This window comes from Luteibacter sp. RCC_6_2 (genome assembly GCF_041360655.1).
Classification (GTDB): domain Bacteria; phylum Pseudomonadota; class Gammaproteobacteria; order Xanthomonadales; family Rhodanobacteraceae; genus Luteibacter.
The window spans coordinates 41,960-64,814 of the sequence record NZ_JBFUPQ010000014.1 but is presented as its reverse complement, the minus strand read 5'-3'; the positions used below and the strand labels follow the sequence as shown (position 1 = coordinate 64,814).

The following is a 22,855-nucleotide window of genomic DNA, read 5'->3' as shown; positions in this document are numbered from 1 at the left end:
ACCTCCCTCGTCACTGCCATGCCGAGCACCCCACCGCGTTACAGGCGCGCACGTCGTAGCCGTACAGCGGGATTTCACCCACTGGGCCTGTTTCCACCAACTGCTTTGTTGTCGGGGCATTTACGTACCAAACCTGGCCTGTCTGTCTGCAACGCACCTCATAGCGAGTGGCACCGGGCGTTGCGTCCCAGTAGACAGTCAAGGTCTCGCGGCTTCCGCTGAACCCGTTGACGCGCCGAACATTCGTCGGGTGCGGTGGAATATTAGTCACAACGACCGTCGCAACGCCGCTGTTCGGACCACATCCGCCGGCATTGCATGCGGTTACATAATATCCGTACGAACCGTCACCTCGTCCTGACGTGCTCCAACTACCCGAGGCGTTGTTCTGAACGAGGGTCCATCCACCGCCATTGACTTGTTCGTAGAGGGCATAGGTGGCCGCACCCGCGACCCCTGTCCACGTCACCGTCCAGGCACCATTGCTAACGGTGGCAGGCGCACTGATACCTGGCGCCGACTGCGGTGCGATCGTCACCGCCACTCCGGCGCTGGTCTGGTAGGGGCCGCAGGCGCCGCCGTTGCACCCGCGCACTCTGTAGACATAGGTCCCCGTGGACCCGACATTGAATGCCGTGGAAGTCGCCGGGCCCGCATATATCGCCCCCCAGGCTCCGCCGTTAGCGCTCTGCTCCAATTGGTACGAGGTAGCGTACGTGGTCGCTGACCACGAGACCGTGATCGGACCATTGCTCGTCCCCGGCACGGAGATAGTGGCTGGCGCTACCGGAATATGGGTGACCGTGACCGTATTAGACATCCGCTCGATGCTGCAATTCGCCGCTACGCACGCACGAACACGGAAGGTCCATGTGCCGTCGGCCGGGTTGTTCACCACCGTCGAAAGGTTCAGGCCGGTATACAACGATGTCCATGCACCGCCGTTGTATTGCCTATCGACTTGATAGGCCGTCGTTCGCGCCGACGATGCCCAACTCACGGTAATGGTGGCCAGATCAGATGCGAGCGTGGCTGACGCGTTTGCTGGAGAATCCGGCGCCGATGCGGAAGCGGGCACCATGGCGACGCCGGAATTATCGAGCAGCTTGTCGACACCGCCGATATTGGAATGGGCTACCGCGAAAAGGGGTGCTCCCGGACGGGCCAGACGCGTCGCCTCGGGGATGGTGATGGCGAAGCCATACGCTGTCCCAGCGGTACCGCAAGCGGCTGTCGCCGTAGCGCTGCTAGGTTTATCCGCAAGGGTCGGCGTGCCCATCGACGTCCCGGTACCGGGAGGGCCGCCGACGAATACTTCCACGGGTACGGCTGCCGTCGAGCCCTGTGAACAAGCCCAGCCATTGAGGGTGGCGACCACACCGCTCTCCGTCACACCCGACACCAGACCGAGAAGGGTTTCGTGCACATTCTCTGCCATGGCCACCAGTTTCTTGCCGAGATAGATATAGTCCTTGGCTTTCTGCGTCGCCGGGTCGTACTCCCACATCAGCTGGCCCGACGCACTGTATGCGTAGTATCTAGGCAGTAGTGCTCCCGCGGGCGTCTGCTTCACGCGGCGGCCATTCGCGTCGTAAACATAGGCGGCAATGCCCGCAATGCTCCTGAGCCGATCCGCCAGGTCGAAGCTGAGCACCTGGCTATCGCGATTCGTCATATTGCCGCGCACGTCATACCCATAGGACGAGGTCGCGCCTCCCGTGGTCGTGATCGAGTCAAGCCGATTCGAAGCGCCGTAGTTATAGCTGCGCCCGGTGGTCACGCCACCACTGAGGGTGTCGACGCCGGTGATATTATTGAGTTCGTCGTAATGGTAGGTGTCATCACCCCACAGAGGGGAGGACGCCGTGGCAAGGCGGTTCACAGCGTCATAGGTGAAGTTCTTGCTGCGCTGTCCCCCAGCGGTACGATCGACGATGCTGGCGATGTTGTCTGCCGGGTCATACGCCAGGGATTGATCGATAAGTGCGGTGCCTGCCGTACCGTACGCAAAGTCTTGCAACGTGCGACGCCCGTTCTCCGTCGCCGCATAGGCAGCACCACTGCCGAAGGCAAACGATGCGAGGTTACCGTCGGGGAAATAGCTGACGGCCGTGGCGTATGCACCAGCCTGGGTGGCACGACCCAGGGCATCGGGCGCGTAGTAAACTTCCTTGCCGTCGGGGTACGTAATCTTGGCGAGTGTTCCCTTGGGGTCGTAATCATAGGCGATATCCCATTGCCGCCCATCCACCTGCAAGCGCTCGAGCTTGACCAGGTTGAGATTGTTACGCGCATAGGACCAGATCGTATCCGCGCCTGATTGGGCAGTTTCGGGATTACCAAGACCATCGTAGGTCATCGTCACGGATGGAGAACCGTCAGGGTATGCGACCGACGTAAGACGGTTCAGCGCGTCAAACCCGCGCACGATCGTCGCACCTGTAGGCATATCCGCGGCAGCTAGGCAATCCGCACTTGTAACGGTGATCCCTCGCGCCGTCTGGACGACGTTGTCTGCACCGTCGTATTGCATCACGGTGTTACCGGTTTCTGGTTCGCTTACGCGACACACGCGATGAAAAGCATCGTAAAAGTACCGTTTATCGCCACGAGGATCGCCGGCTTTCTGATGGATAGCCTCGACCTCACCGAATACATTGCGATCGATCGTCTGATCAATGCCCGCGCCCGGTGCCTGGACGCGAAGAGGCTGTTCATAGGAAGGGGCATCGAAGACCTGGTACGTAGTCGTAATCGCGTTGCCGCGGGGGTCGGTAATCGTTCGACGGGCAGCGCTCTGATAGGCCGCGACCGTCGTAAGGACACCATCGCTTCCAGCATCCCGCGCAGCGGTGATTTCCCGCCCCAGAGCATCGAAGGTGTGTCGCACACCGTCGTGGGCTACGTCATAAGCAGCAGATCCATCGATCGGATAGGAAGCGTATATCTGGTTGCCCCGCCAATCGTAAGCGGCGAGGTTGGTGATAGCCAGCGCTCCATCGGCCACCCTGTGCTGCTCGATAGAGAGGGGCCGAAGCAGTGCGTCGAAACGCTGGATGTCGGCGCGATCGAACTGAGTGGCTGTGCGACGCCAGTGCGAACCGGCGATACCGGGCTCAGTTCCGATGAACTCGTACGTGAAGGTCTTTGGTTCCCAAGCACCCCCGGCCTCTGCTTGGTAGTCAATCTGGGTCAGCCGGCCGACACCATCGTAGTGATATCCCGTGGTCACGCCACGCTGGTCGGTCGCGGACACGATCTGCCCAAGGTCGTCGACGACCGCCGTCTGGGTGCGCGTATCGGGGTAAGTCACCAGCTGCGGGATACCTCGGCGGTAGTTGGCCAAGCTGGTGGTGTGCGCGTTGCCATCGGTGAACGACGCCAGGTCGCCTCCGTTCCACCCGTAGGTCATGACAGTGCGGCCAAAACTCTTACGCTCGGTCGGCCGAGCCAACGCATCGAAGACTGTTTCCGACACTGCCGTTGTCTTCGACGGTTCGACGATCTCGAGTTTTGCAGGCTGTCCGAGCACCCAGTAGGTGAGGTTGTCGGTGTAGGTGGTGCGTTCTGTGCGACTGGCTTGCCCCGCTATGAGGCCGCCACGTACTACCGTCGTTGGACGGGCAAATGTGTCAAAGCCGCCTGGCACCACTTCCCAAAGATAGGTATCGCCATCCTGGCTGATCGTCCTTTTCTGAACCGGCGAGAGCATCTCGGTCTGATCGTGGTTCATCAGGCCCTGCAGGTTATCGCCAAGGCGCGCTGGCCACGGACCCGACGTCGCGGCGGCATATTCCGTCACCTCAGAGCGAATCGCGATCGAGCTACCGAACGGAAAGGTGTCCTCCTGGCGGAGGAGGGTTTCCGTCGCTCCCCATTGATTGGAAAAGGTGCGCCTCACCCGGCTGCCGTCCGGATCCGTTTCCTCGGTCCATACCGTGTTGATACAGCCACTCGTGCACTCGGTATTCCAACTCGCATTGGCAGGTGAGTAGGCAAAGGTCCAAGTCTGGGATACTCCCGCACCTGAGTACTGCTTCTGGGAGATGGCGGACGATACGTAAGCGTGCGGAATCTGAATGATGTTCACGCCACGGTCGAGGATGCAGCGGCGGGGAACATTGGAGCGACCGCGCACGACCGAAGTCAGCGTAAAGCTGCCGGTGAGCCCGGAGGGATGCGTCAGTGTAGCGGTGCCTGAGACTGGCGTTCCCCCGGCCGTGTACACGCAACCCTCGTAATCGACACGCAACTCATTGGGCTGCGCGGATTGTCCCGTCGAAAGCGCCTTCATGTTGTCGAAGGACCACGTCGAGCCGTTGGGTAATGTCACCCCCGCAAGGATCGGCTCGTCGGCCGTGCCACCATACGTATAGTTCCAGGACCGATCGCCCGTAGTACCGTGCTGGGTTACCGTCGTGATGCGTTCGCCGACCGGGAAGAGGCCAGAAGAGTGTTGCCATTGCGCGTACGTAAACGTGACGCTCCGTCCATCGTCGGCCGTGATGGAGGTCAGGCGGTTGGTTGCGTCGTAGCCGTAGGTCAATGTCCTGCCGAAACGGTCCTCAGCGTGGCTCGCCTGCAACGTGACCACCCGGCGCTTCAACGCACCGCCACCAGGATGCGCAAGCGTGGAGGTTGGGCGCCAGGACAGCCGATCCAGCCAGTACCGTGTGCCATCCGGCGCTACGGCTACGAACGTTTCGCCCACGCCCGCCGTATTCACGCATCCCAATGCCCAGTTCTGCCGCGTTACAGCCGTAAAGGGCATGGCCGTCCCGTCTGAACGGGTCATCTGCGGCACGTTGTTGTTCGCTGGATCCCGCTCAAGTACGTCCTGTGTACCCGCGCCTGGAATCTTGAGCTGGATGCCATGCCACCACTGGCTAGGTTCCCACATCACCCCCTCTTCGCCGGGTTTCGTCGGGACGTCGATGGTGCCGGCGCCATAAAAGCGCGTGCAGCGCTGCTGTTCGTCGAGGAAATACCAGAATGACGATTCATGGCCGGACGTATCGGTGAGGCGCGTCTCGGCCGATAGAGTCTCGAGTTGCGGAACCGTCATATCCCAGTCGGTGAAGCCCTGGGCAGCGAGTTCGAACACATACGCGTTAGGTCCGCCTTGCGGTCGCGCGTGGATCGTGCGCTCGACGATGATGGGCAGACCGTTACCCTTTGCCTCAAGATCGACTTGCCGGAATGAAAGTGAGCCATCGTACGTGCTTATGGACTCACCGAAGGCATTAGGTCCGAGCGGCTGTATGTCCTCATTGACCCGAAGGAGCTTCTTCCATTCGGACTCGATTGAAACCGACTGCGCTGTCACCGTCGCCGCCGTCATCCCCAAAACACATGCAAACGCCGCATCGCGAGCGCGCGACTTCCATAAACCACCCATTCGTCATCCCCTGTCGAACTGCTGGTCAAGACGAGGCCGGATCAGGTAACCGATCTCATTCCGTAGTTTGTGCCGCAGGTTTATACGATCGCGACGACATGAAGCGCAATAGTTTGCGAATCCACCTAAGTGATTCCCATACGACGGCATCCCGCTATACAACCGGTCTCCCGCGCACTTGCCGAAAAAGCGTATGGGCAGCCTCCACCGCCGTGAGTTCGCTGCCGACCGCCTGCCCCCAAACGGCACAGGACTCTCCTTGCCAGCGGGAATCGCAGAACAATTGGGGATGACTTACGACACACGCCAACCGCTCGCCGCCTTCCTAATCTTGGATCCACCCTCTTCCGGAGCATCCGGATGCCGCCCCGCCCCGCCTGGTACGTATGGGTGTACTTCGCCGTCATCGCCATGGCCGCGTTCGGCGGCACGTTCCTGGCAACCGTGGTGTCGGGACGCCACGCCGATCCCGACCTCGCGTGGTTGCTGAAATGCATGCTGGTGATGACGTCGGTGGTGATCCTGACGACGGTCTACCTGCGCCGGGATGGTTTGCTCTGGTCGCGCTATGGCGTATCACTTACGCCTCAAGCCCTGAAACATTGTGCGCTGGGACTCGCATGCGGCTTGGTGCTGACGTTGGCCTGGATCGTCATCGTGGCGTGTTGGGCACCCTTTCAATGGCGGGCCAATCCCACCCTGCGCTGGGAAGCCGTCATCACGGGCACCCTCGCCTCGTTCGCGATGGGCATCGCGGAAGAGGTGGGTTACCGGAGTTACGGCATGGAGCGCCTGCGTCAGGATCATGGCTTCATCGCCGCGCTGACGATACCGACGGTCATCTTCGTGCTCGCGCATAAGGTTGGTGGCGTTCCGTGGCTGCCCGCTGTGCTGGTGATCGGCAGCAGCGGACTGCTTTATGCCAGCTTGATGTCGATGACACGGAGCTTGCCTTTGGTCGCCGGCTTCCACATCGCGAACAACCTTGCACAAGATGCGCTGCTGAGAACCAGCGACGGATCACTGTGGATGCCCGTCTTCCGCGATATAACGCTTGCCGAGTCGCACGGGCCGGGCATCTGGACATGCATGGCACTCCTGAATCTCTCGATCGCCGCGTGGGCAATCAAGCACCGCGCGCAAACCGCGTAGGTGGCATCCCCACATACCGCGTAAACGCCACGCTGAACGTACTCGCCGAGCTATACCCCACGCGCTCCGCCACCTCCGCGACATTGCCTTCCTTGTCACGCAGTAGCTTCTTCGCCAGGGCCATTCGCCACGCGAGCAGGTATTCCATCGGGGCGACGCCCACCGCACGGTTGAAACGTTCGAAGAATGCCGAGCGCGAGAGTGCCGCTTCTTTCGCCAACTGCGCCACCGTCCATGAACGGGTCGGGCTCTCATGCATCAGCCGGATGGCCGTGGCGAGGCGCGTGTCGGCGAGGCCGCGCAGGAGGCCCGGCGATGCGGACGTGCCCGCCGTGGATCGCAGGGCTTCGATGAAGAGGACTTCGAGAAGCCGCGCGAGGATCACGTCGCGTGCCGGACGTTGCGCGCGAGACTCTTCGCCCAAGAGGCGCACCAGCGTCGCCAGTCTCCACTCGCCGCGCACGAGCACGAGTTCCGGCAGGAGCGAAACCAACAGGGCCGCGTCTGGCGAGCCGAAGACACAATGGCCCACCATCATGCGCACCTCGGCGGGCACGCCCGTGTCGCCGAGCCGATATTCGCCATCGTCCCCTTGCACGGGCACGGCCTGGGCGGTTCCCGCTTCCGGTGGATCGAGGCTGGTCACGGTGAAGCCGTGCGCCGAAGGAATCAGGACGAAGTCGCCCTCCTGAAGGACGAGCGGTTCGCGGCCATCGATGATCAGGCGGCTCGATCCTTCCAGGATCACGCAGTAGAAAGGCTGCCCGTGTTCCGCACGGCGCACATGCCAACGCCCTGCCCCGCTGCTCACCTTCGAGAGCCTGGCGTCCGGCTGTAGCAGCGAGACGACTTCAGCGAGCGGATCGGTCATGTCCGGACTCCTGCAAACGTTTCGTGGACTTTACATCGTATCCAGTCCGGCGAGGGAGGCCTATCGTTCCAGCCCTGCCCACCCCACAGGAGTCCTCCATGAAAACCGTCCTCATCACGGGATGCTCGTCCGGCTTCGGCCTGGAGATCGCCCGTTACTTCCTCGATCGCGACTGGAACGTCATCGCCACCATGCGCACGCCGCGCGAGGATGTCCTGCCGCGTTCCGAGCGCCTGCGCGTCATCGCCCTCGATGTCACCAACGAGGAAAGCATCCGCAAGGCCGTCGAAGCGGCAGGACCGATCGACGTGCTGGTCAACAACGCCGGCATCGGCATGTTGAATGCGCTGGAAGGCACGCCGATGGAGACCACGAGGGAGATCTTCGAAACCAATACGCTCGGGACCATCGCCACGACGCAGGCGTTCGTGCCGCAGTTCCGTGAGCGGCAGTCCGGCGTGGTCGTAAACGTCACCTCGACCGTCACCTTGCGGCCGCTACCCCTGCTGTCCGTCTACACGGCGAGCAAGGCCGCGGTGAATGCCTTCACGGAATCGCTGGCACTGGAACTGGAGCCGTTCAACGTACGCGTGCGGCTGGTGCTGCCGGGACGCGCGCCGGACACTCGCTTCGGCGAAAACGCGCAGACCCGCATGCAGCACGGCTTTCCCGCACCGTATGCCGGTTTCGCGCAGCATACTTTTGAAAAATTGACCGAATCGCCGGAGATCACGCAGTCCGTGGACGTCGCCGAAGCGGTATGGCGGGCGGCGAATGATCCGTCGAGCCCGATGCGCATCCCTGCGGGCGCGGATGCCGTGCGATGGGCTAACGAGGCTTGATGGGCGTGCCGCATGCCATGGCATCGGTTCGCGGCCGCACCGACAAGCGTTGCAGATGTCCCTCACCCCATAGGCGCACGGATTCGATGATCGGCAACAGGGTCTGCCCATAGGGCGTCAGTTGGTAGATCACCGGCGCAGGGACCGCGCCGGTGGGTGTGCGCACGACGATGCCATCGGCCTCGAGTTCGCGAAGTTGCTCCGCCAGCACCTTGTGCGAGATGGGCGCGGCACGCCGTTCCAGTCCTGCGAAGTGCAATTCGCCATGCGCGAGCCAGTACAGGATCGTCAGCTTCCACTTGCCACCGATGGCCGCAAAAGCCGCCGACAAGGGACAGCCTTCGATCGATGCACGGTTACCTGCAGGTGCCTTCTTGTTCATGGTCCCCTCGCGCTCGCATCCTTCCCGCATCGCACCGGACGGGAAGGACAATGCAAAACACCCTGCGACTCCGCTTCGGCAGTGCGCTGCTCGTGCTGGCATGGCTGACTATGTACGCGTTGGCGATGCCTGCGCAAGCCGGTTCCGGCCCCGCCTCGCCAGACGGGCAGCACGATTTCGACTGGGAAATCGGCACGTGGAAGACCGAATTGCGTCGCTTGGCCAAGCCATTGTCTGGGTCTAACGAGTGGGCGGAGTACAGCGGGACCAGCGTGATCCGCAAGGTGCTCGGTGGCCGGGCGAATCTGGTCGAACTGCGAGTGGAAGGGCCTGGCGGGCGCATCGAGGGTGTGAGCCTGCGCCTCTACAACCCGCAGGCCAGGCAGTGGAGCCTGAATTACGCGAGCGTGCGTAACGGGGCTATGACTCAGCCGGTGTATGGAAGCTTTCGGGAAGGGCGTGGGGAGTTCTTCGGGCAGGATAGCCTCGATGGGCGGGCGATCCTGGTGCGGTTTATCGTGTCGAAGATTTCGGATGATTCGGCGCGGTTCGAGCAGGCGTATTCGGTGGATGGGGGGCGTACGTGGGAGACGAATTGGGTGGCGGTGGATAGGCGGGTCGCCTCGGCCCCATAGAGTTGTCAGGCGGTGCGTCGCCCTGCAAACCATACTCGCCGTACGTGAGTCGCGAGCACGAGCACTGCGATGGGGATCAACGATAGCGCGGCAAAGGGAATATCCACGACGGGAAAGATCTCGGGCTTCAGCGCCGGAGGAAACAAGAAGGCCATTGCGGCGACAATGGCAACGGTCACTCGGTTTGGGAAGAGTGCCCATAGAGCCACTATCGTACCGACGGCAAAGAAGAAGCCTATGTCGAGGAAGCGGGCATCCTCATTCATGAGGTACCAGCCATAACGCAATTGAAGTGTCACGTAGCTCGCAGCCAAGCCGAGGCATGCGAGAACCAGGAACAGAGCGATCTTCACGGGTCTACCCTGAAAACTGTTGGTTAGCGCTTGTTGCGAACATGACGATGAATAACAGCAAGCAGATAGCGCCGGACAGCCGTGCAACCCAAAGCAGTACACGGTACTTCTGCCGAAAAGTCGGGTCTAAGGAGTTTTTTGTGAAGACCAGTTTCAAGACCCGGAACTGTCCATTTGGATCGGACAGGCTCGCCTTCTCGTCACCAGCTCTCTGCATCAGTACGGCGATCCTTCCCATGGAAATCAGATATACGATCACCAACGCGAAACTGGCCGCACCTATACTGCTAAAGGTCATCGTCATAGCTCCCCCCTTGATGAACTATCCCGTATCCAATGCGCAGCTTACGCATTGTGGGACTTCGCACAAGCGGACATCGATGCCCAAGGCTTGGCCGCCGACCATGCGCTCCATGCCAAAGAGCCGCCCCGACCTAAAGTCGAGGCGGCTCTTTGCTCATGCCCCAGAATCCTCGTCAGCGGATTCACCGATGCTCACGGCTACCGCCTTTGCCTGATCAGGTACAGGCAAGGAACTTACGTTACTGGGGGTACGCGGCAGATCGGGCTTCCGCTTAGGTTGCTCCGGCGACGGGCGGCGCAGCCGTGGTCCCAAATCCCTGTACGTCCGATCGTTGACGATCTCCAGGTCACGCAACAGTTGCTGGTCGTAAAGAGGGTCGGGGGTGGGTAGCTTGTGGACCGGGATAAGCGAGGAATGGCGCGCGCCCTCATCGTCCTCGTGGTCGTCTTCCTTTCGCATGTTCTCTCCATGGTTGCTGGTATTTCGGAGACGAACGCCGACCTGCGTTCGCCTCCCTGGCATTACAGCCGCATGACGGGCCCGCTCATGGATTGCGCCTGGCTCTCGGCTTGAGTGCGCTCCAACGATTGCTGTTGGGTCTGTGCCAGTTCCTGCTCATACCGCTGGAACTGCTGCATGGCTTCAGGCCACTTCGCCCCGCTTTGTTCCATCGGCGTGCTCGCTTCCGCGGTCGGCACCTTCGTCGTCAGGTCGAAGACGTGGTCCTTGCGTCCGGCCGGGGTTTGCGAGGCCCACATCGCCTGGCCATCGGCGGATAGGGCGATCCGGTCGACGTGACTGAGGCCGTCGGCACGTGCCTGCACGGTCAGTGCCGATGCGATGTTGTCGGTGTGGTGATCCGGGGAACGGTTGAGGCTCCTGTCCAGTTCGACCACGTGTCCCCGGATTTCCTTGAAGAAGGCGTGATCGGGATGGTTGGGGTCATCCAGACGTGTCGGCAACGCGGGTACGACGTGCGGATGGTCCAGGGCCACCGTGTCTACGCCCTTCTTCAGGCCCTGGGCGACGCGCTCCGAAGCGTCCAGTTCCTCTCGCAGGTTCTCGTCCGCGGAGCGGCTTCCAAGAAGCGTGTCACGGGACCACTCCCGGTCACGGCCGTGCCTATAGGTGTGGCCGTCCGACGCGAGGATCTGGTCGGCGGGCCTCGCCACGGCATGGGCGACGGCCTCGGGCATGGGCCCATGCCGATCCCACCCTTCCCGCTCGTAGGCGAGCTGATAACGCTGGGCGACACCGAGCGACGACTCCGCGACGTTCTGCTGGATCGTGCTTTCGGCAAGACGATTCAGTTCCGCCGCACGTTGGGGATTGGCCACCTCCACGTGGGATCGGGTCATGCCGTGCTCGAGCCGCTGGTCTGTGACCTGCCGGGTCCACTGGTGCGTTTGAACCTGGTGAGTCCAGGGCGCTTCGCGGAGGCTGGGTGTGTCGGTTGGCGCCGCCGGCTGGACGAAGGGATCGCGTGCCGGGTACTCATTACCCAAGGCCAGTTCGACTGCCGTATTGCTGGCCTGGTACGACAACTGGCTGGACAGGGCGGCATCCGCGACCAGTCGCTGGCCGCGCGGATGATCCGGCAGGGGCGGAACGTCGATCGTCCATCCCTGCCGGTCGTCGTGGTGCCAAGTGTTGCCTTGCGAATCGTCTTGATTGCGGATGCGGTACTGATCATAGGCATCGGCGATCTTGTTGCCCGCGACGAAGCCGGCGACCCCGCCGATGGCACCGGTGACGAACATGCCTGGGCCGGATTCAATGCCGACGGCTGCGCCGGCCGCCATGAGAGATTGTGCTCCCGCCCAGCCGGCGGCGTTACGACTGAGGGCATGCACGAGGTGGGAGTCTGCAGCCGTGATGTTTCCGTCACGGTCGTCATTCCAGACAGTTACGCCAGTTTGAAGAACATCCCCCGCGGTCCCAGCAACGCCAACCCATCGAAGCGCAGTAGTCCCCATAGGTTGTGGTCGTCCGGCCGCCCGCAGGTCACCGGATGACCCTGTCTCGGGCCTGGATGGCGCCACGATATCCACTCCAGGGCTTCCATCGACATAAGCCAGACCTTTGAGCAATGTTGGATCGGCTGGCAGCGGCCCATGTGGTGCCGGACCTGCATGCTCGATGTGACGGGGCGCGAGCCGCTCGTTCGTGCCGCTGGGTTCGCCACGCGTGGCTTCCCGCGGATCGAACCGAAACACATCCACACCCTTGTTCGAGTGATGAATGACGTTCATGCGCTGGTCCGTCGGAACGGCTTCCCTCAGAAGATACGGCTCATCACGAAGCGCGTTGCAGTAGTCGCGCATGAGGTTGCCGCAGCGTGTCGACCCGCCGTTACGGAGATAGCCACCTCCCACATCGGAATGAGCCCCGGGGACCATGATGTTAAGGAAGCGGCCGTCTGCCGATCGACCCGGCAGAATGATCTGGTCGGAAGGGAACGCCATGCGGCGTTCGTCAGCGGCGGTGATCTGGAGGCCGGAGACCACCGATGGCGGGAGGCGGCGGTCGAAGTTCATCGGGGCGCCGGTGGCTACCGGGTCGAATAGGCCCACGGCCTGGACAACTTTTCCCGGCGGGGCGATATAACGGTCATAGCCAATAGTTCCGTCCGCCGCACTAACTCTACTACTGAGGTCCGGTATCCCGTTCTCGTGAACGAGCCTCGCAAACGCCGGCACTTGGCTGGCACCTCGACTAAAACCAATGCTGTGGACACGAACGACCGCAGCGGGATCCTTCAACCTCCACTCGTTAGCCTTGACAACCAGATCATCGTAAGCCTTCTCAATATTCGACTCGTAACTATGCCCAGTAAGAGAGTCACCCCATCTCTCGATCCTATGCGCCTGAGTGCCCGGACCTTCGATATAACGGGCATGCACCTGGCCGCGTTGATCAGGAATGATCTGGTCACTAATCTTGGCAACGTTCGTAGCGTGCAGAGGCTTAACGAACTTGTTATTTCCAGTCCCATCGAACGCTACGACGTAGAGCTTTTCGTGAGCATTCTCCGCGTGCACCAGAACTGGAACCTTAAAATCCGCCAGGGCTTCACCGGCTTCTCTGTAGAGCGCCATGTGCCTTGGGCTTATCAACTCATGCCCGACCCTGTCGTCAGGAAAACCATCAACGCTTGTACGAATATTTGTCACTTCGAGCGCTCCTTGCTCAGTAGGTTCGTGTCCACGCCCGAATCAAGTCATTGCGGAAATGGCTATAGCTGTTACCAGGAACCTGCTCAGCCTCTGTCGCAACCATCGCTCGCATAAAAACGCTAACGACGCGATCGTTGACCTCTACGAGGATGTCAGGACTGACCGGAGATATCGACGCTGCATTAAGCCAGCCCTCTTTCACCTCATCGCGGCGCACTACATGAAGAACGAGGCGCTCACTAAACATCTCATCAAAGTCAATCAGTGCGGCATGCTCGGCGCCATCCATTGACGTCCAATGAATTTCCAGCGGTCCGGAAAATGTTTGTCCCGCGGCAGCGACGAAGCTGTGACTTCCCGTCCATTCGTCTCGCCAATCGCCAGTGGGTGGTGGACCGGAGGGGCCGTCTTGGACTTCGGCGTTCGCGTCCAGCTTGCGAGTTCCGAACTCATGCCCGTGGTAAATGATGCTGCAGGCGAGCGTGTTGAAGCACACTGCGCCGAAGCCGTGCGTATGGAATCGTAGGGGCCATGGATCCTTTCCATACAACGGCCCAGCGAGTTCAGGATTCGGCTTATACGGTGTCATTTCGATCCTCCAGATCGGCGATTCCTAGCATTAAGTAAGCGTACCGCAACTTCGGTTCAGGCCGGCAAGTTCACTCAATAGAAGTGAGTACGGTCCAGGGTCAGGTTGTCGTGTCAAGGCGGTCTGTGCGCACGCAATCGTCAAACCGACAACACCCCAACATCAACCCTAGGCAACAACTTCGCCCTGAACCGCTTGTCCTCGTAATACTTGATCTTCTCGCACTTCACCGGATGCGCGATGCCTTCATAGAGGATCACCTCCTTATCCGTCCCCATCGCCTTTAGCTCCTGTGGCAGCATCAGCGCCCGGCGCTCGTCGGACCGGCTGCGTGACACGTCCCTGCCCTTCGACACGCTCTCCTTGGACACCGTCGTATAGCCCAGCATGTCCGAGTAGTCGTTCGCGTCCTGCTGTTCGCGGGGTGCGAAGATGATCTGCAAGGCATGATTGGTGATGATCGTCCGTGAAATGTCCTTGCCGTACGTCGAATCCAACTGGGCCATGCTCTGGATGATGGGCAACAGGCGCAGGTTGTAGCCCGCCATGTACGACACGGAACTCGCCAGGATGTCGACCTTGCCGATCGCGGTGAACTCGTCCATCAGCAACAGGCACTGGTGTTTGAGTTCGGGATTGGTCTGCGGCAGTTCGCGCGTATTCACGTTGATCAGCTGGCTGAAGAACAGATTGACGATCAGGCGGCTCTCGGCCAGCTTGTTCGGCTGGATACCGATGTAGATGGTCATCTTCTTCTTGCGCACGTCCGTGAGCAGGAAGTCGTTGCAGCTGGTGGCGGCATCCAGCACCGGGTTGATCCAGGCGTTCAGAGGCTCCTTAAAGCTACCCATGATCGAGGCGAAGGTCTCGTCGGCCTGCGACAGCAGGTTGGCGAAAGCGGTCCTGGCATCCGAACTGAGGAAGTCGCGGCTCGACAGTCGCTCCAGGTATTCGCGCAGGCTTCCGCCATCGCTGGTCGACAGCCGGAAGATGCCGCCCAGCGTGGGAAAGTGCAGTTCGCCGAACGGGCTATCCGCCTCCGCGGCGGCGTCCAGATTCTCGAACAGGTAGAGGGCAAAGGCAGTAAAGGCGTTCCGCGCCTGGCTGATCCAGAATTTCTGGTCGCCATTGCCGTCCGGGTACAGCATGGCTGCGATGGACTGGATGTCGGAGATCCGAAAGGCGGGATCGGACGAGACGTAGTGCATGGGGTTCCAGCGATGGGTCCGTCGATCCTCCGCGAACGGATTGAACAGGTAGATCTCCTGACCTTGTGATTTACGCCATCCGCTGGTCAGGTCGAAGTTCTCCTGCTTGATGTCCAGGACCACGATGGAGCCCTGGTATTCAAGCAGGTTGGGGATGACCACACCGACGCCCTTGCCCGATCGGGTAGGCGCGGCAAGGATCACGAACTGCTGGCCGCTGAGCCGGATCAGCTTCTTGCCGAATTTACCTACGACGATGCCATTCGGTGAATCGTGAAGCAGACCCACCTTTTCGAGATCACGACGCGTCGCGAAGCGGGCATCACCGTGCAGGTTGCTCGACTTCGACTTCAGCAGAAGGACGACGCATCCAATCCAGGCCAACGCAGGCAAGCCGAAACCGACAATGCCACCGAACTTGATCTTCCAGACGTAGGGGGCGAACTGCGGGTACGCCATCGCGTTGTAGTAGTCCCACCAGAGACGCCATGTGACCGGGGCATCGACGCCGATCAGCAGGAGAGTCAGATAGCCCGAGAGGTAGACGCCGCTGCATACGGCCGCGAGAAGGATGGCCACCGCGAGGATGGTCTTGTTCGTTCCAGTCACTTAATGGCGCTCCGTGCCAATGGGAAGGGGGCGGAGTTTAGCCAACTTTTGGTGGCATGGATCAACGTGAGGAAAGTTCTCACGCGGTGGGTAAATCGTGTCCTTCACTACTCCGCTTCCGTGCGCGCGACGACGGTGTTGAAGTGGTTCGCGTCCCTTGCCTGATCCCATGACATCCGCGCATGCGCCTGTGCCGTGCACTGCACACCCATGTGCATCAGTGTATCGATGGCTTCGAGCGAGAGCGCCAGCTGTACGCAGTCCACGCTATCCGATTCATGCACGAGGTCAGCGAGCAGGCCGGTAAGACCACGGGCGTACTGCAACCATTCGGTCGCGTCATTGAGCAGGTCGTGCGCCGACGCTTCGGGGTCGATGTAGTGGCGCGCGCGTCCATCCGCGCGAGCGGTGTCGTAAACAGGCATGAGCATTCCTTGGAAGTATTCGCAGCCGCTGTCCAGTTGCGGCACGCCGCGCATAGCGCAACGTGCCGCGGATCAAACGGACTCGCGGGTTCAGCGGCTGCCCGAGACCGGGCGCCGGGTGGCGTGATTGATGAAGTGGACGCGGCGTCAGCCTGTTTCAGTCGCCCGCACGGGCGCTTGCCCCATAGGTGCGGACAAGAAACATCTCAGATGAGGGCTGAATCCGCGGTTCGTCAACCGTGTCTGCGAGGTCGGCAGACGGCCCGGTGACCGTTGGGGATGTCGCCGGGGGGATTCGGCGGGCGAGCAGGTGCCGTATGATCGGTGGTAGCCATTATCGACTCTTAGACAGTTGGTCATGGTCAGCAGGCCTTGGGTGTTGGTAGCACCCTTGGCCTGCGCTTTCATCGTAGTTGCCGATGGTTGTCCGCTGGATGCATTCAGAACGCGCGGGCAACGGCACGACCGTAACAAAACATCCTGTGGTTGTCTGTAGGTGCGCGTGCGACACGAGCGGATTGCCGAGTTTTCGTAGCGGTGGGCGTGGGGCTAGCGCGGACTGCATGAGGACTTGTGCACGAGCCATCCCGCATTTGGACCGAGTTCCGGTTTTCTCATTACACCGGTTGCGCACTCGGCTTCGGCAGATCCACCTGCACGAGCAGCCCATGCGGCACGACGGGTAACAGACGAATGCTGCCGCCATGGCCGCGTATGACGTCGCGCGCGATCGCCAGGCCTAGGCCCGTGCCGCCGGTAGTCCGATTGCGCGATCCCTCCAGGCGCTGAAAGGGCGCGAAGGCACGCTCGACCTGTTCAGGCGCGATGCCCGGCCCGTTGTCGCTGATAGCGATGCCAATGGAATCCATGTGGTCACTCAGCTCGACCGTGACGTGCCTGGCGTACTTACAGCCATTCTCGACGAGATTGGCGAGTGCACGGCGCATGGCCACCGGCTGGCAGGGAAGCTGCGCGTGGTCAGGCCCGTGATAGTCGACCCACCCTCCCGCATCACAGGCGTTGTCGCATAGGCTGATCAGCAATGCGGCCATGTCCACCGGGCTGTGCGCCTCGGACGTGGCCTCTCCACCGGCGAAGGCCAGGGTGCTGTTGATCATGGCGTCCATCTCGGCGATGTCGGCAAGAAGCTGCCGCTGCTGCGTTTCGTCATCGACGTATTCGGCAAACAGCCGCAGGCGCGTGAGTGGGGTGCGCAAGTCGTGCGCGATCGCCGCCAGCATATGCGTACGCTCGTCGACGAACTGCTTCAGCCGAAGCTGCATCTGGTTGAACGTCCGTGCGATCGAGGCGTACTCCGGAATGGACATATCGCCGATCAGGGTGGGCTTGCGCTCCCTTCCCAGACGCTCGGCGGCTTCGCTCAGCCGCGTCAATGGCCGAACCAGCCGGCGCGCCATCCCGAACGACAGGAAGCCGATAAATAGCAGCGTGACGATAATGATCGCAATGTTCCGGAAGCGGCGCGTGGCTGCCTTCTCGTCCAGGTTCTGCGAGACCACCAGCCAGCGCGAACCACCCAGATCGATGGCGATACGGAAGCTTCGCAGTATCGCGATATCCGATTGCATGCGATTGCGCGCGACGTTGACGAGGCGCGTCGGCAGACTGGCAGCCAGAACGACCAGGGTACCGGTCTCCAGGTCGATGTCGGTGGACGTGGTTTCCGCACTTGCCCTGATATCGGCCGGATCGATTCCGATTTGTGGCGCGATACCTCGCACGATCGACATAAGGAGCTCGGATGATGTGTCCGGCATCGACGCCGAGACACCCGGGTGCACCAGGGAGAGCGTTCCGCTGGCAAATGTGGACGCCGCGGTCTTCGCAGCTGCCGAATATCCCGGCTCGATGCGAAACCTCAACCACCCCGACGACGCAAGCGAATCCAGCTTCTTCTGTTGTTCTTCGGCTGGTGTGTTGCGCGCCACCCGAACGGCTTCCACCGTACGCTCGGATAACCATTGTCCGTCGATGAGAATGAAGCTGGGCGGTGGTACCAGCCGCTTCAGCATGTTCTGGAACAATTCGATGGACACCTGCGACAGCAGGATGACGATGACGATCCGTGACGTCAGTCCGAACTTGGGGCGCCAGCGGAATGTCATGCGGTCTGGCCGTCTATTTCGGAGCTGACATCGGCGGCGAAGAAGTAGCCGCCATTGCGAACCGTCTTGATCAGCGCCGGATCGAGCGGATTGGCTTCGATCTTCCTTCGTAGCCGGCTGATCTGCACGTCGATGCTGCGGTCGAACGGGTTGCTGTTGCGTCCCCGTGCCAGGTCCAGCAGACGATCACGGCTGAGTATCTGCTGCGGATGTTCCACGAAGGCCAGCAGAAGATCGAACTCCCCGCTGGTCAGATCGGTAAGCATGCCGGTGGGTGATTTCAGGCTGCGATGGCTGACATTGAGTGTCCAGTTGGCGAAACGATAGACCGTTCGCCTGCTTTGCGCCTGATCCGCCTTGACATAGGTCCGGCGCAGCACGGCGCGGATACGGGCGATCAGTTCCCGCGGATTGAAAGGCTTGACGATGTAATCGTCGGCACCCAGTTCCAGGCCGACCACGCGATCGGTCTCCCCGTCCATGGCCGTCAGAAGGATGACCGGAATCGGTCGCTCCGCGTTCTGCAACTGCCGGCACAGGGAGAATCCGCTCTCGCCAGGCAGCATCACATCCAGCACGATGAGGTCGGCCGCCTCGCGGCCCAGGGCGTCGAACATCTGTACGCCATCCCCGGCCACGGTGACATACATGCCGTGATCACCGAGGAAGCGGGCCAGCATCGCACGGATGCGCTGATCGTCATCGACGATCAACACGTGCGGCTGGAGAGTGATCGATGCGCTGGCCTTCATGGCCGGACGATAACGCAGTCCGGCACCCTGCGACACGGCTGAAACATACTGAAATGATCTGCAAGGCCCAGGTCATCGTCCACGGCGGGCGGCCTCCTAGAGTCCAGGCCTCCGCCATCCCCAGGACGCCTGACCATGAAGAATCTTATCCCACTCCTACGCGCGGCCCCGGTGGCATGTGCCATGGGAATCGCCATGCTCATGATGACTAATCCGGCATTGGCGCAAGATGCCCCGCCGTCCACGCAGGAAAGCGATTGGAACGTGGTCGCCGGGCTCGGTTTCCTGCGCACGCCGATCTTCCCCGGTGCATCAAAAAGCGAGGTTCGCCCCGCTCCCTATTTGTCGATCGATTATGACGATCGCTTTTTCGTGCGCGGCCCGGTCATCGGAGTGAACCTGTTCCGGTTCGGCCAGGATGACCGCTTTCGGCTGGGGGTGATCACACGTATCACGCCGGAAGCCGAATGGGACGAATCCGACGATCGAGCACTACACGGTCTGGGCAAGATCAGTGGCGGGATCGATGCGGGCTTGTTCGGCAGCTACCGGAGCGAATCATGGTTCGCTGAGCTGGCGGCCACGCGTGGTGCCGTCCTCAGAAAAGAGCACGGTGAAAGCAGCACGCGTGGCAACGGAACGGTAGTCCAGCTCGGGTTCGGCTATACCACGCGCCTTGCGTCGAATCTCCGCTGGATGACACAGGTATCTACCCAATGGGCGGACGCGACCCGTACACGCACTTATTTCGGAGTCTCGCAGGCGCAATCCTTGGCCACGGGGTTGCAGCCCTACCAGCCCAAAGCCGGGATTACCAGCTACGGCGTGACGACGACGCTGAACTACGCCTTCGGCAAGCGTTGGACGGTCACCGGCTTGGTCAAGTATGAGCGGCTGGCAGGCGACGCCAAGAGCAGTCCCATCGTCGCTACCAACGGCAAGACGAATCAGGTTTCCGTCGGTGCGTTCGTCGGGTATCAATTCTGATGTTGGGCCGGAAGCGCGGGGGTGTTGGACGCCCCGGTTGGGTGCGGCGGCTGAGATGGTTGTACGGGGAATGTGGCGGACCGCCGCGCAAGCTTGGCTCGCCCGGGCCGGTCGGCGGGTGGGAAGAGCTGGCTGCTTTCGTGCTGCTGGTGAGGCTGACCCTCGATCATCGCGCATCGGAGCCGGTTCGCATTGTTTGCGAGGAACGCATTCTTCGGGATGCGCGGCGGCTTGCGTCTATGGGGTTCTTTGAGCTTTTTGCGGTGCGTTCTGCTCCGCTGCGAGCCTTGCTTGAGGGTGAGGGGGTGATCAAGCGAAGTTGATCCACCAGCGGGGGGCTACGACGCACCCCTTCCTAGGAATTGATCTCGGTCAAGAATGTCGAATCCGTCGTCTCTGCAACGGTCCAAGCAAAGAACCCGGCTTCGCAACTTGGGGTTCTTGATCAGCTCCACGAGCTCATCGAGGCGTCCTTTAATAGCCATTGGTTGTAGTCTTTCCCTTACACGAATCTCGCTCCTGGGGCGCTATTATGCGGAGAGGGCGTAGGCCATAGGATGCCTATCGCCAGGTTTGCAGTGAACGCAAATTACTTGCGACGAGGGGATGGCAAGCAGGGGATCGCCCATTGCTTACGCACACCACCTAAAGTGACCGACGAACAATTCTAGGACGACGTTCTATGGATGCTAAGAAGGTAAAAGCTAACCCAACAAAAACATTCTTTGTCGAGATGATCACGCGAGACATCTCGGTGGAAGACTGCATTTTGGATCTGATAGACAATAGTGTTGATGGAGCATGGGCATTAGCTGGAAGCCACCCGATGCATCTTGACCAAGGAGCCGACCTCACTCCCTACACAGTCAGTATTACCGCGGATGGCGAACACTTCACCGTGACGGACAACTGCGGCGGTATGAGTCTGGACGATGCGATCGAACGAGCTTTTAGTTTTGGCAGACGGCCCGACGACGGCCACGACGAGTTCAGTATCGGCGTCTATGGAATTGGCATGAAGCGCGCCGTCTTCAAGCTAGGACGGGATGTTTCGATCAGAAGCACCCACACAAATGGCGCCCGACAGGAATCCTTCGAAGTTGCCATCGATGTTGACGATTGGATGGCGGATGAAACACTGCCGTGGGACTTTGACCTTAATCCCGCCAAGCCCTTAGATGCCGATGGAGTCCAAATTAGCGTCAAGCGGCTGACTCCCGGCTCTTCGTCCGCTCTTGCGAGCCCTGCATTCATCCAAAACCTTCGGAGAACAATTAGTCGCGACTATGCTCTTCATCTCGCGCAGGGACTGAACATATATATCAATGGCATTTGCGTCAAAGGTTGGGAAATTGAGCTACTGGACAGCGAGGAGATTAGCCCGCTACGTTTGGCATATACCGAAAATGTCAACGGCATAGATGTACGCGTTGAAATCGTTGGAGGCATGGCTGCGCCGCCACCCGAAAATTCCGATCCGGATACTCAGGCCGACGGCGAAAAGCGCTTCGGCTGGTATGTCGCGTGCAATGGACGAATTGTTCTTGCTGCGGACAAGTCCGAGACTGCCGGCTGGGGCACTGACGGCTGGCCCCAGTGGCATAGGCAGTATGCTGGCTTCGTCGGACTAATTCATTTCAGTTCGGAGAACGCCATAGCCCTTCCGTTGACCACGACTAAACGAAATGTCGACGTCTCGTCCGAGGTCTATCGCCGAGCTCGCCCGAAGATGCGAGAAATAGCAAAGAGCTGGATCGCATATACCAATGTCCGTAAGCAGGCGCTCGACGACGCTAAGCTTAAAGAGTCACAAGCAAGACCCGTTGCTCTAAGTAAAATCGAGCAAAGATCAGCGATTACTCTTCCAGTACTTACGCCAAAGACAAAAGAGCTTACGGCAAACATTGCCTACTCAATGCCGATTAGCCGCGTTCGTGATTTAGCGAATGGATTTGGGAACATTAATATGTCCTATCGTGAGGTTGGACTGAGATCGTTCGATTATGCCTTTAGCGACTTCGTGAGCGGACAGTAAATGGCTTCCTTTAACGCAATCAACTACAGCCTCCGCCCGAGCAAGAGCGTGCAGAGACATCTGGTTTTCGACGGACTGAACCGCCTATCAACCGTGCTTCCGATTCGAACTTCGAAGTATCTCGGCTTTGGGTCCGTGTGGTTTACCGACTTCCTGATGGCTCATAAAATTCTTGGCATCGAGGAGATGACGTCGATCGAGGGAGACCCAATCGGCTATTGCCGAGCCGTCTTCAACAAGCCGTACTCCACAATTGATGTCATCAATGGAATGTCTGGCGACGTCTTGGTCAAGGCTGTAAACCCATTAGACATCACACCGATCATTGCGTGGCTGGACTATGACTACGCACTGGATGAAACCGTCGTCAATGACATTCGCTTTTTCATCGAAAACGCGCCCCCCAACAGCGCGCTTGTAGTCACAATTAACGGAATTGAATCGAAATACGGGAATGCACAAGGTCGTCCCCAACGCCTGAAGGAATTGCTTGGCGATGTCGTCCCCGATGATCTTTCAAAGGATAGCTGCAAGGATGATCAGCTACTCACTACGTTAGTGACTTACGTTTCCGACTACATGGTTTCTATAGCCATTGAATCAGCACGACCTGGCGGAGCTGTGCCAGCGTTCAAGATCCCCTATCAGGATGGTGCTGCTATGGTCACCATAGGGTGCATCCTTCCCAGTTCCGCAAACCTCGTCAATGCGACCGACGTAATTCGAGGCACTGCTTGGCCAGGTTTTCCTGAAGCAACGATTCGCTTGCCTCACCTCACAAGCAGGGAGGTATCTGCATTGCAAGCCACTCAGCCCACCCGTAGAGATCTGTCAAGAACAGACGTTCAAGATCTAGGATTCGATCTAGAGCAGACTCAAATTGACGCCTATAAGAAATACTATGTTCACTACCCAATGTACGCCCAGGTTTTCACTTAACGCCCCTGATGGAGGCGTCGCCTAGCTCGCTGTCTCATAAACGCTATATCGGACTCCCGAGGGAATCCCTAT

General features: G+C 60.2%; 18 protein-coding genes. 6 read left to right on the top strand and 12 right to left on the bottom strand.

Going from position 1 to position 22,855, the window contains the following annotated elements:
- Positions 1-10 precede the first annotated feature (10 nt).
- Positions 11-5,398, bottom strand: coding sequence for a hypothetical protein (locus AB6730_RS15370; RefSeq protein ID WP_371024483.1), 5,388 nt, complete (start codon positions 5,396-5,398; stop codon positions 11-13).
- A gap of 390 nt (positions 5,399-5,788) precedes the next feature.
- Between AB6730_RS15370 and AB6730_RS15365 the strand changes: the two genes are divergently transcribed.
- Complete coding sequence (locus AB6730_RS15365; RefSeq protein WP_371024482.1) at positions 5,789-6,550, top strand: lysostaphin resistance A-like protein; 762 nt, start codon at positions 5,789-5,791, stop codon at positions 6,548-6,550.
- On the opposite strand, the gene AB6730_RS15360 is transcribed toward AB6730_RS15365, so the two are convergent.
- Positions 6,525-7,421, bottom strand: a complete 897-nt coding sequence (locus AB6730_RS15360; protein ID WP_371024481.1) for an AraC family transcriptional regulator — start codon at positions 7,419-7,421, stop codon at positions 6,525-6,527. The two genes, AB6730_RS15365 and AB6730_RS15360, sit on opposite strands and share 26 nt — an antisense overlap.
- 98 nt (positions 7,422-7,519) lie before the next feature.
- Between AB6730_RS15360 and AB6730_RS15355 the strand changes: the two genes are divergently transcribed.
- On the top strand, positions 7,520-8,263 hold the full coding sequence (locus AB6730_RS15355) for an SDR family oxidoreductase (protein ID WP_371024480.1): 744 nt from the start codon (positions 7,520-7,522) through the stop codon (positions 8,261-8,263).
- On the opposite strand, the gene AB6730_RS15350 is transcribed toward AB6730_RS15355, so the two are convergent.
- Positions 8,250-8,645: a winged helix-turn-helix transcriptional regulator gene (locus AB6730_RS15350; RefSeq protein ID WP_371024479.1), complete on the bottom strand. Its 396-nt coding sequence runs from the start codon at positions 8,643-8,645 to the stop codon at positions 8,250-8,252. The two genes, AB6730_RS15355 and AB6730_RS15350, sit on opposite strands and share 14 nt — an antisense overlap.
- A gap of 50 nt (positions 8,646-8,695) precedes the next feature.
- On the opposite strand from AB6730_RS15350, the gene AB6730_RS15345 reads away from it, so the two are divergent.
- Entirely contained in the window at positions 8,696-9,280 is a 585-nt protein-coding gene (locus AB6730_RS15345) for a hypothetical protein (RefSeq protein ID WP_371024478.1), read from the top strand.
- Between the two features lie 5 nt (positions 9,281-9,285).
- Here AB6730_RS15345 and AB6730_RS15340 read toward each other — a convergent pair whose 3' ends face one another.
- The 9 genes from AB6730_RS15340 to AB6730_RS15300 all read right to left on the bottom strand — a co-directional run bounded on the left by AB6730_RS15340 (position 9,286) and on the right by AB6730_RS15300 (position 18,822).
- On the bottom strand, positions 9,286-9,633 hold the full coding sequence (locus tag AB6730_RS15340; protein ID WP_371024477.1) for a hypothetical protein: 348 nt from the start codon (positions 9,631-9,633) through the stop codon (positions 9,286-9,288).
- A gap of 4 nt (positions 9,634-9,637) precedes the next feature.
- Positions 9,638-9,931 carry a hypothetical protein gene (locus AB6730_RS15335; protein WP_371024476.1) on the bottom strand — a complete coding sequence of 98 codons (294 nt, stop codon included), beginning with the start codon at positions 9,929-9,931 and terminating at the stop codon, positions 9,638-9,640.
- 159 nt (positions 9,932-10,090) lie between these two features.
- Complete coding sequence (locus AB6730_RS15330; protein ID WP_371024475.1) at positions 10,091-10,396, bottom strand: hypothetical protein; 306 nt, start codon at positions 10,394-10,396, stop codon at positions 10,091-10,093.
- 62 nt (positions 10,397-10,458) lie between these two features.
- On the bottom strand, positions 10,459-13,110 hold the full coding sequence (locus tag AB6730_RS15325) for an XVIPCD domain-containing protein (RefSeq protein WP_371024474.1): 2,652 nt from the start codon (positions 13,108-13,110) through the stop codon (positions 10,459-10,461).
- 16 nt (positions 13,111-13,126) lie between these two features.
- Positions 13,127-13,702, bottom strand: a complete 576-nt coding sequence (locus tag AB6730_RS15320; protein ID WP_371024473.1) for a hypothetical protein — start codon at positions 13,700-13,702, stop codon at positions 13,127-13,129.
- Between the two features lie 140 nt (positions 13,703-13,842).
- Complete coding sequence (locus AB6730_RS15315; RefSeq protein WP_371024472.1) at positions 13,843-15,519, bottom strand: type IV secretory system conjugative DNA transfer family protein; 1,677 nt, start codon at positions 15,517-15,519, stop codon at positions 13,843-13,845.
- A gap of 107 nt (positions 15,520-15,626) precedes the next feature.
- The gene (locus tag AB6730_RS15310) at positions 15,627-15,944 is read right to left on the bottom strand and encodes a hypothetical protein (protein WP_371024471.1); all 318 of its coding nucleotides are present in this window, start codon (positions 15,942-15,944) and stop codon (positions 15,627-15,629) included.
- Between the two features lie 617 nt (positions 15,945-16,561).
- On the bottom strand, positions 16,562-18,070 hold the full coding sequence (locus AB6730_RS15305; RefSeq protein ID WP_371024470.1) for an ATP-binding protein: 1,509 nt from the start codon (positions 18,068-18,070) through the stop codon (positions 16,562-16,564).
- Positions 18,067-18,822, bottom strand: coding sequence for a response regulator (locus AB6730_RS15300; protein ID WP_371024533.1), 756 nt, complete (start codon positions 18,820-18,822; stop codon positions 18,067-18,069). Before AB6730_RS15300 ends, AB6730_RS15305 begins: the two co-directional genes overlap by 4 nt.
- Before the next feature lie 135 nt (positions 18,823-18,957).
- Between AB6730_RS15300 and AB6730_RS15295 the strand changes: the two genes are divergently transcribed.
- The 3 genes from AB6730_RS15295 to AB6730_RS15285 all read left to right on the top strand — a co-directional run bounded on the left by AB6730_RS15295 (position 18,958) and on the right by AB6730_RS15285 (position 22,783).
- A complete protein-coding gene (locus AB6730_RS15295; protein WP_371024469.1) occupies positions 18,958-19,809 on the top strand; it encodes a MipA/OmpV family protein in 852 nt (283 codons plus the stop codon).
- Between the two features lie 682 nt (positions 19,810-20,491).
- A complete protein-coding gene (locus AB6730_RS15290) occupies positions 20,492-21,844 on the top strand; it encodes an ATP-binding protein (protein WP_371024468.1) in 1,353 nt (450 codons plus the stop codon).
- Entirely contained in the window at positions 21,845-22,783 is a 939-nt protein-coding gene (locus AB6730_RS15285; protein WP_371024467.1) for an O-methyltransferase, read from the top strand. It begins immediately after the preceding gene.
- The last annotated feature ends 72 nt before the right edge of the window (positions 22,784-22,855 follow it).

What these genes read in the sequence shown, in the direction of transcription:
- AB6730_RS15370 (WP_371024483.1), bottom strand. Translation starts at nt 5,398, where the DNA reads ATGGGTGGTTTATGGAAGTCGCGCGCTCGCGATGCGGCGTTTGCATGT.
- AB6730_RS15360 (WP_371024481.1), bottom strand. Translation starts at nt 7,421, where the DNA reads ATGACCGATCCGCTCGCTGAAGTCGTCTCGCTGCTACAGCCGGACGCC.
- AB6730_RS15355 (WP_371024480.1), top strand. Translation starts at nt 7,520, where the DNA reads ATGAAAACCGTCCTCATCACGGGATGCTCGTCCGGCTTCGGCCTGGAG.
- AB6730_RS15350 (WP_371024479.1), bottom strand. Translation starts at nt 8,645, where the DNA reads ATGAACAAGAAGGCACCTGCAGGTAACCGTGCATCGATCGAAGGCTGT.
- AB6730_RS15345 (WP_371024478.1), top strand. Translation starts at nt 8,696, where the DNA reads ATGCAAAACACCCTGCGACTCCGCTTCGGCAGTGCGCTGCTCGTGCTG.
- AB6730_RS15335 (WP_371024476.1), bottom strand. Translation starts at nt 9,931, where the DNA reads ATGACCTTTAGCAGTATAGGTGCGGCCAGTTTCGCGTTGGTGATCGTA.
- AB6730_RS15330 (WP_371024475.1), bottom strand. Translation starts at nt 10,396, where the DNA reads ATGCGAAAGGAAGACGACCACGAGGACGATGAGGGCGCGCGCCATTCC.
- AB6730_RS15320 (WP_371024473.1), bottom strand. Translation starts at nt 13,702, where the DNA reads ATGACACCGTATAAGCCGAATCCTGAACTCGCTGGGCCGTTGTATGGA.
- AB6730_RS15310 (WP_371024471.1), bottom strand. Translation starts at nt 15,944, where the DNA reads ATGCCTGTTTACGACACCGCTCGCGCGGATGGACGCGCGCGCCACTAC.
- AB6730_RS15305 (WP_371024470.1), bottom strand. Translation starts at nt 18,070, where the DNA reads ATGACATTCCGCTGGCGCCCCAAGTTCGGACTGACGTCACGGATCGTC.
- AB6730_RS15300 (WP_371024533.1), bottom strand. Translation starts at nt 18,822, where the DNA reads ATGAAGGCCAGCGCATCGATCACTCTCCAGCCGCACGTGTTGATCGTC.
- AB6730_RS15295 (WP_371024469.1), top strand. Translation starts at nt 18,958, where the DNA reads ATGAAGAATCTTATCCCACTCCTACGCGCGGCCCCGGTGGCATGTGCC.
- AB6730_RS15290 (WP_371024468.1), top strand. Translation starts at nt 20,492, where the DNA reads ATGGATGCTAAGAAGGTAAAAGCTAACCCAACAAAAACATTCTTTGTC.
- AB6730_RS15285 (WP_371024467.1), top strand. Translation starts at nt 21,845, where the DNA reads ATGGCTTCCTTTAACGCAATCAACTACAGCCTCCGCCCGAGCAAGAGC.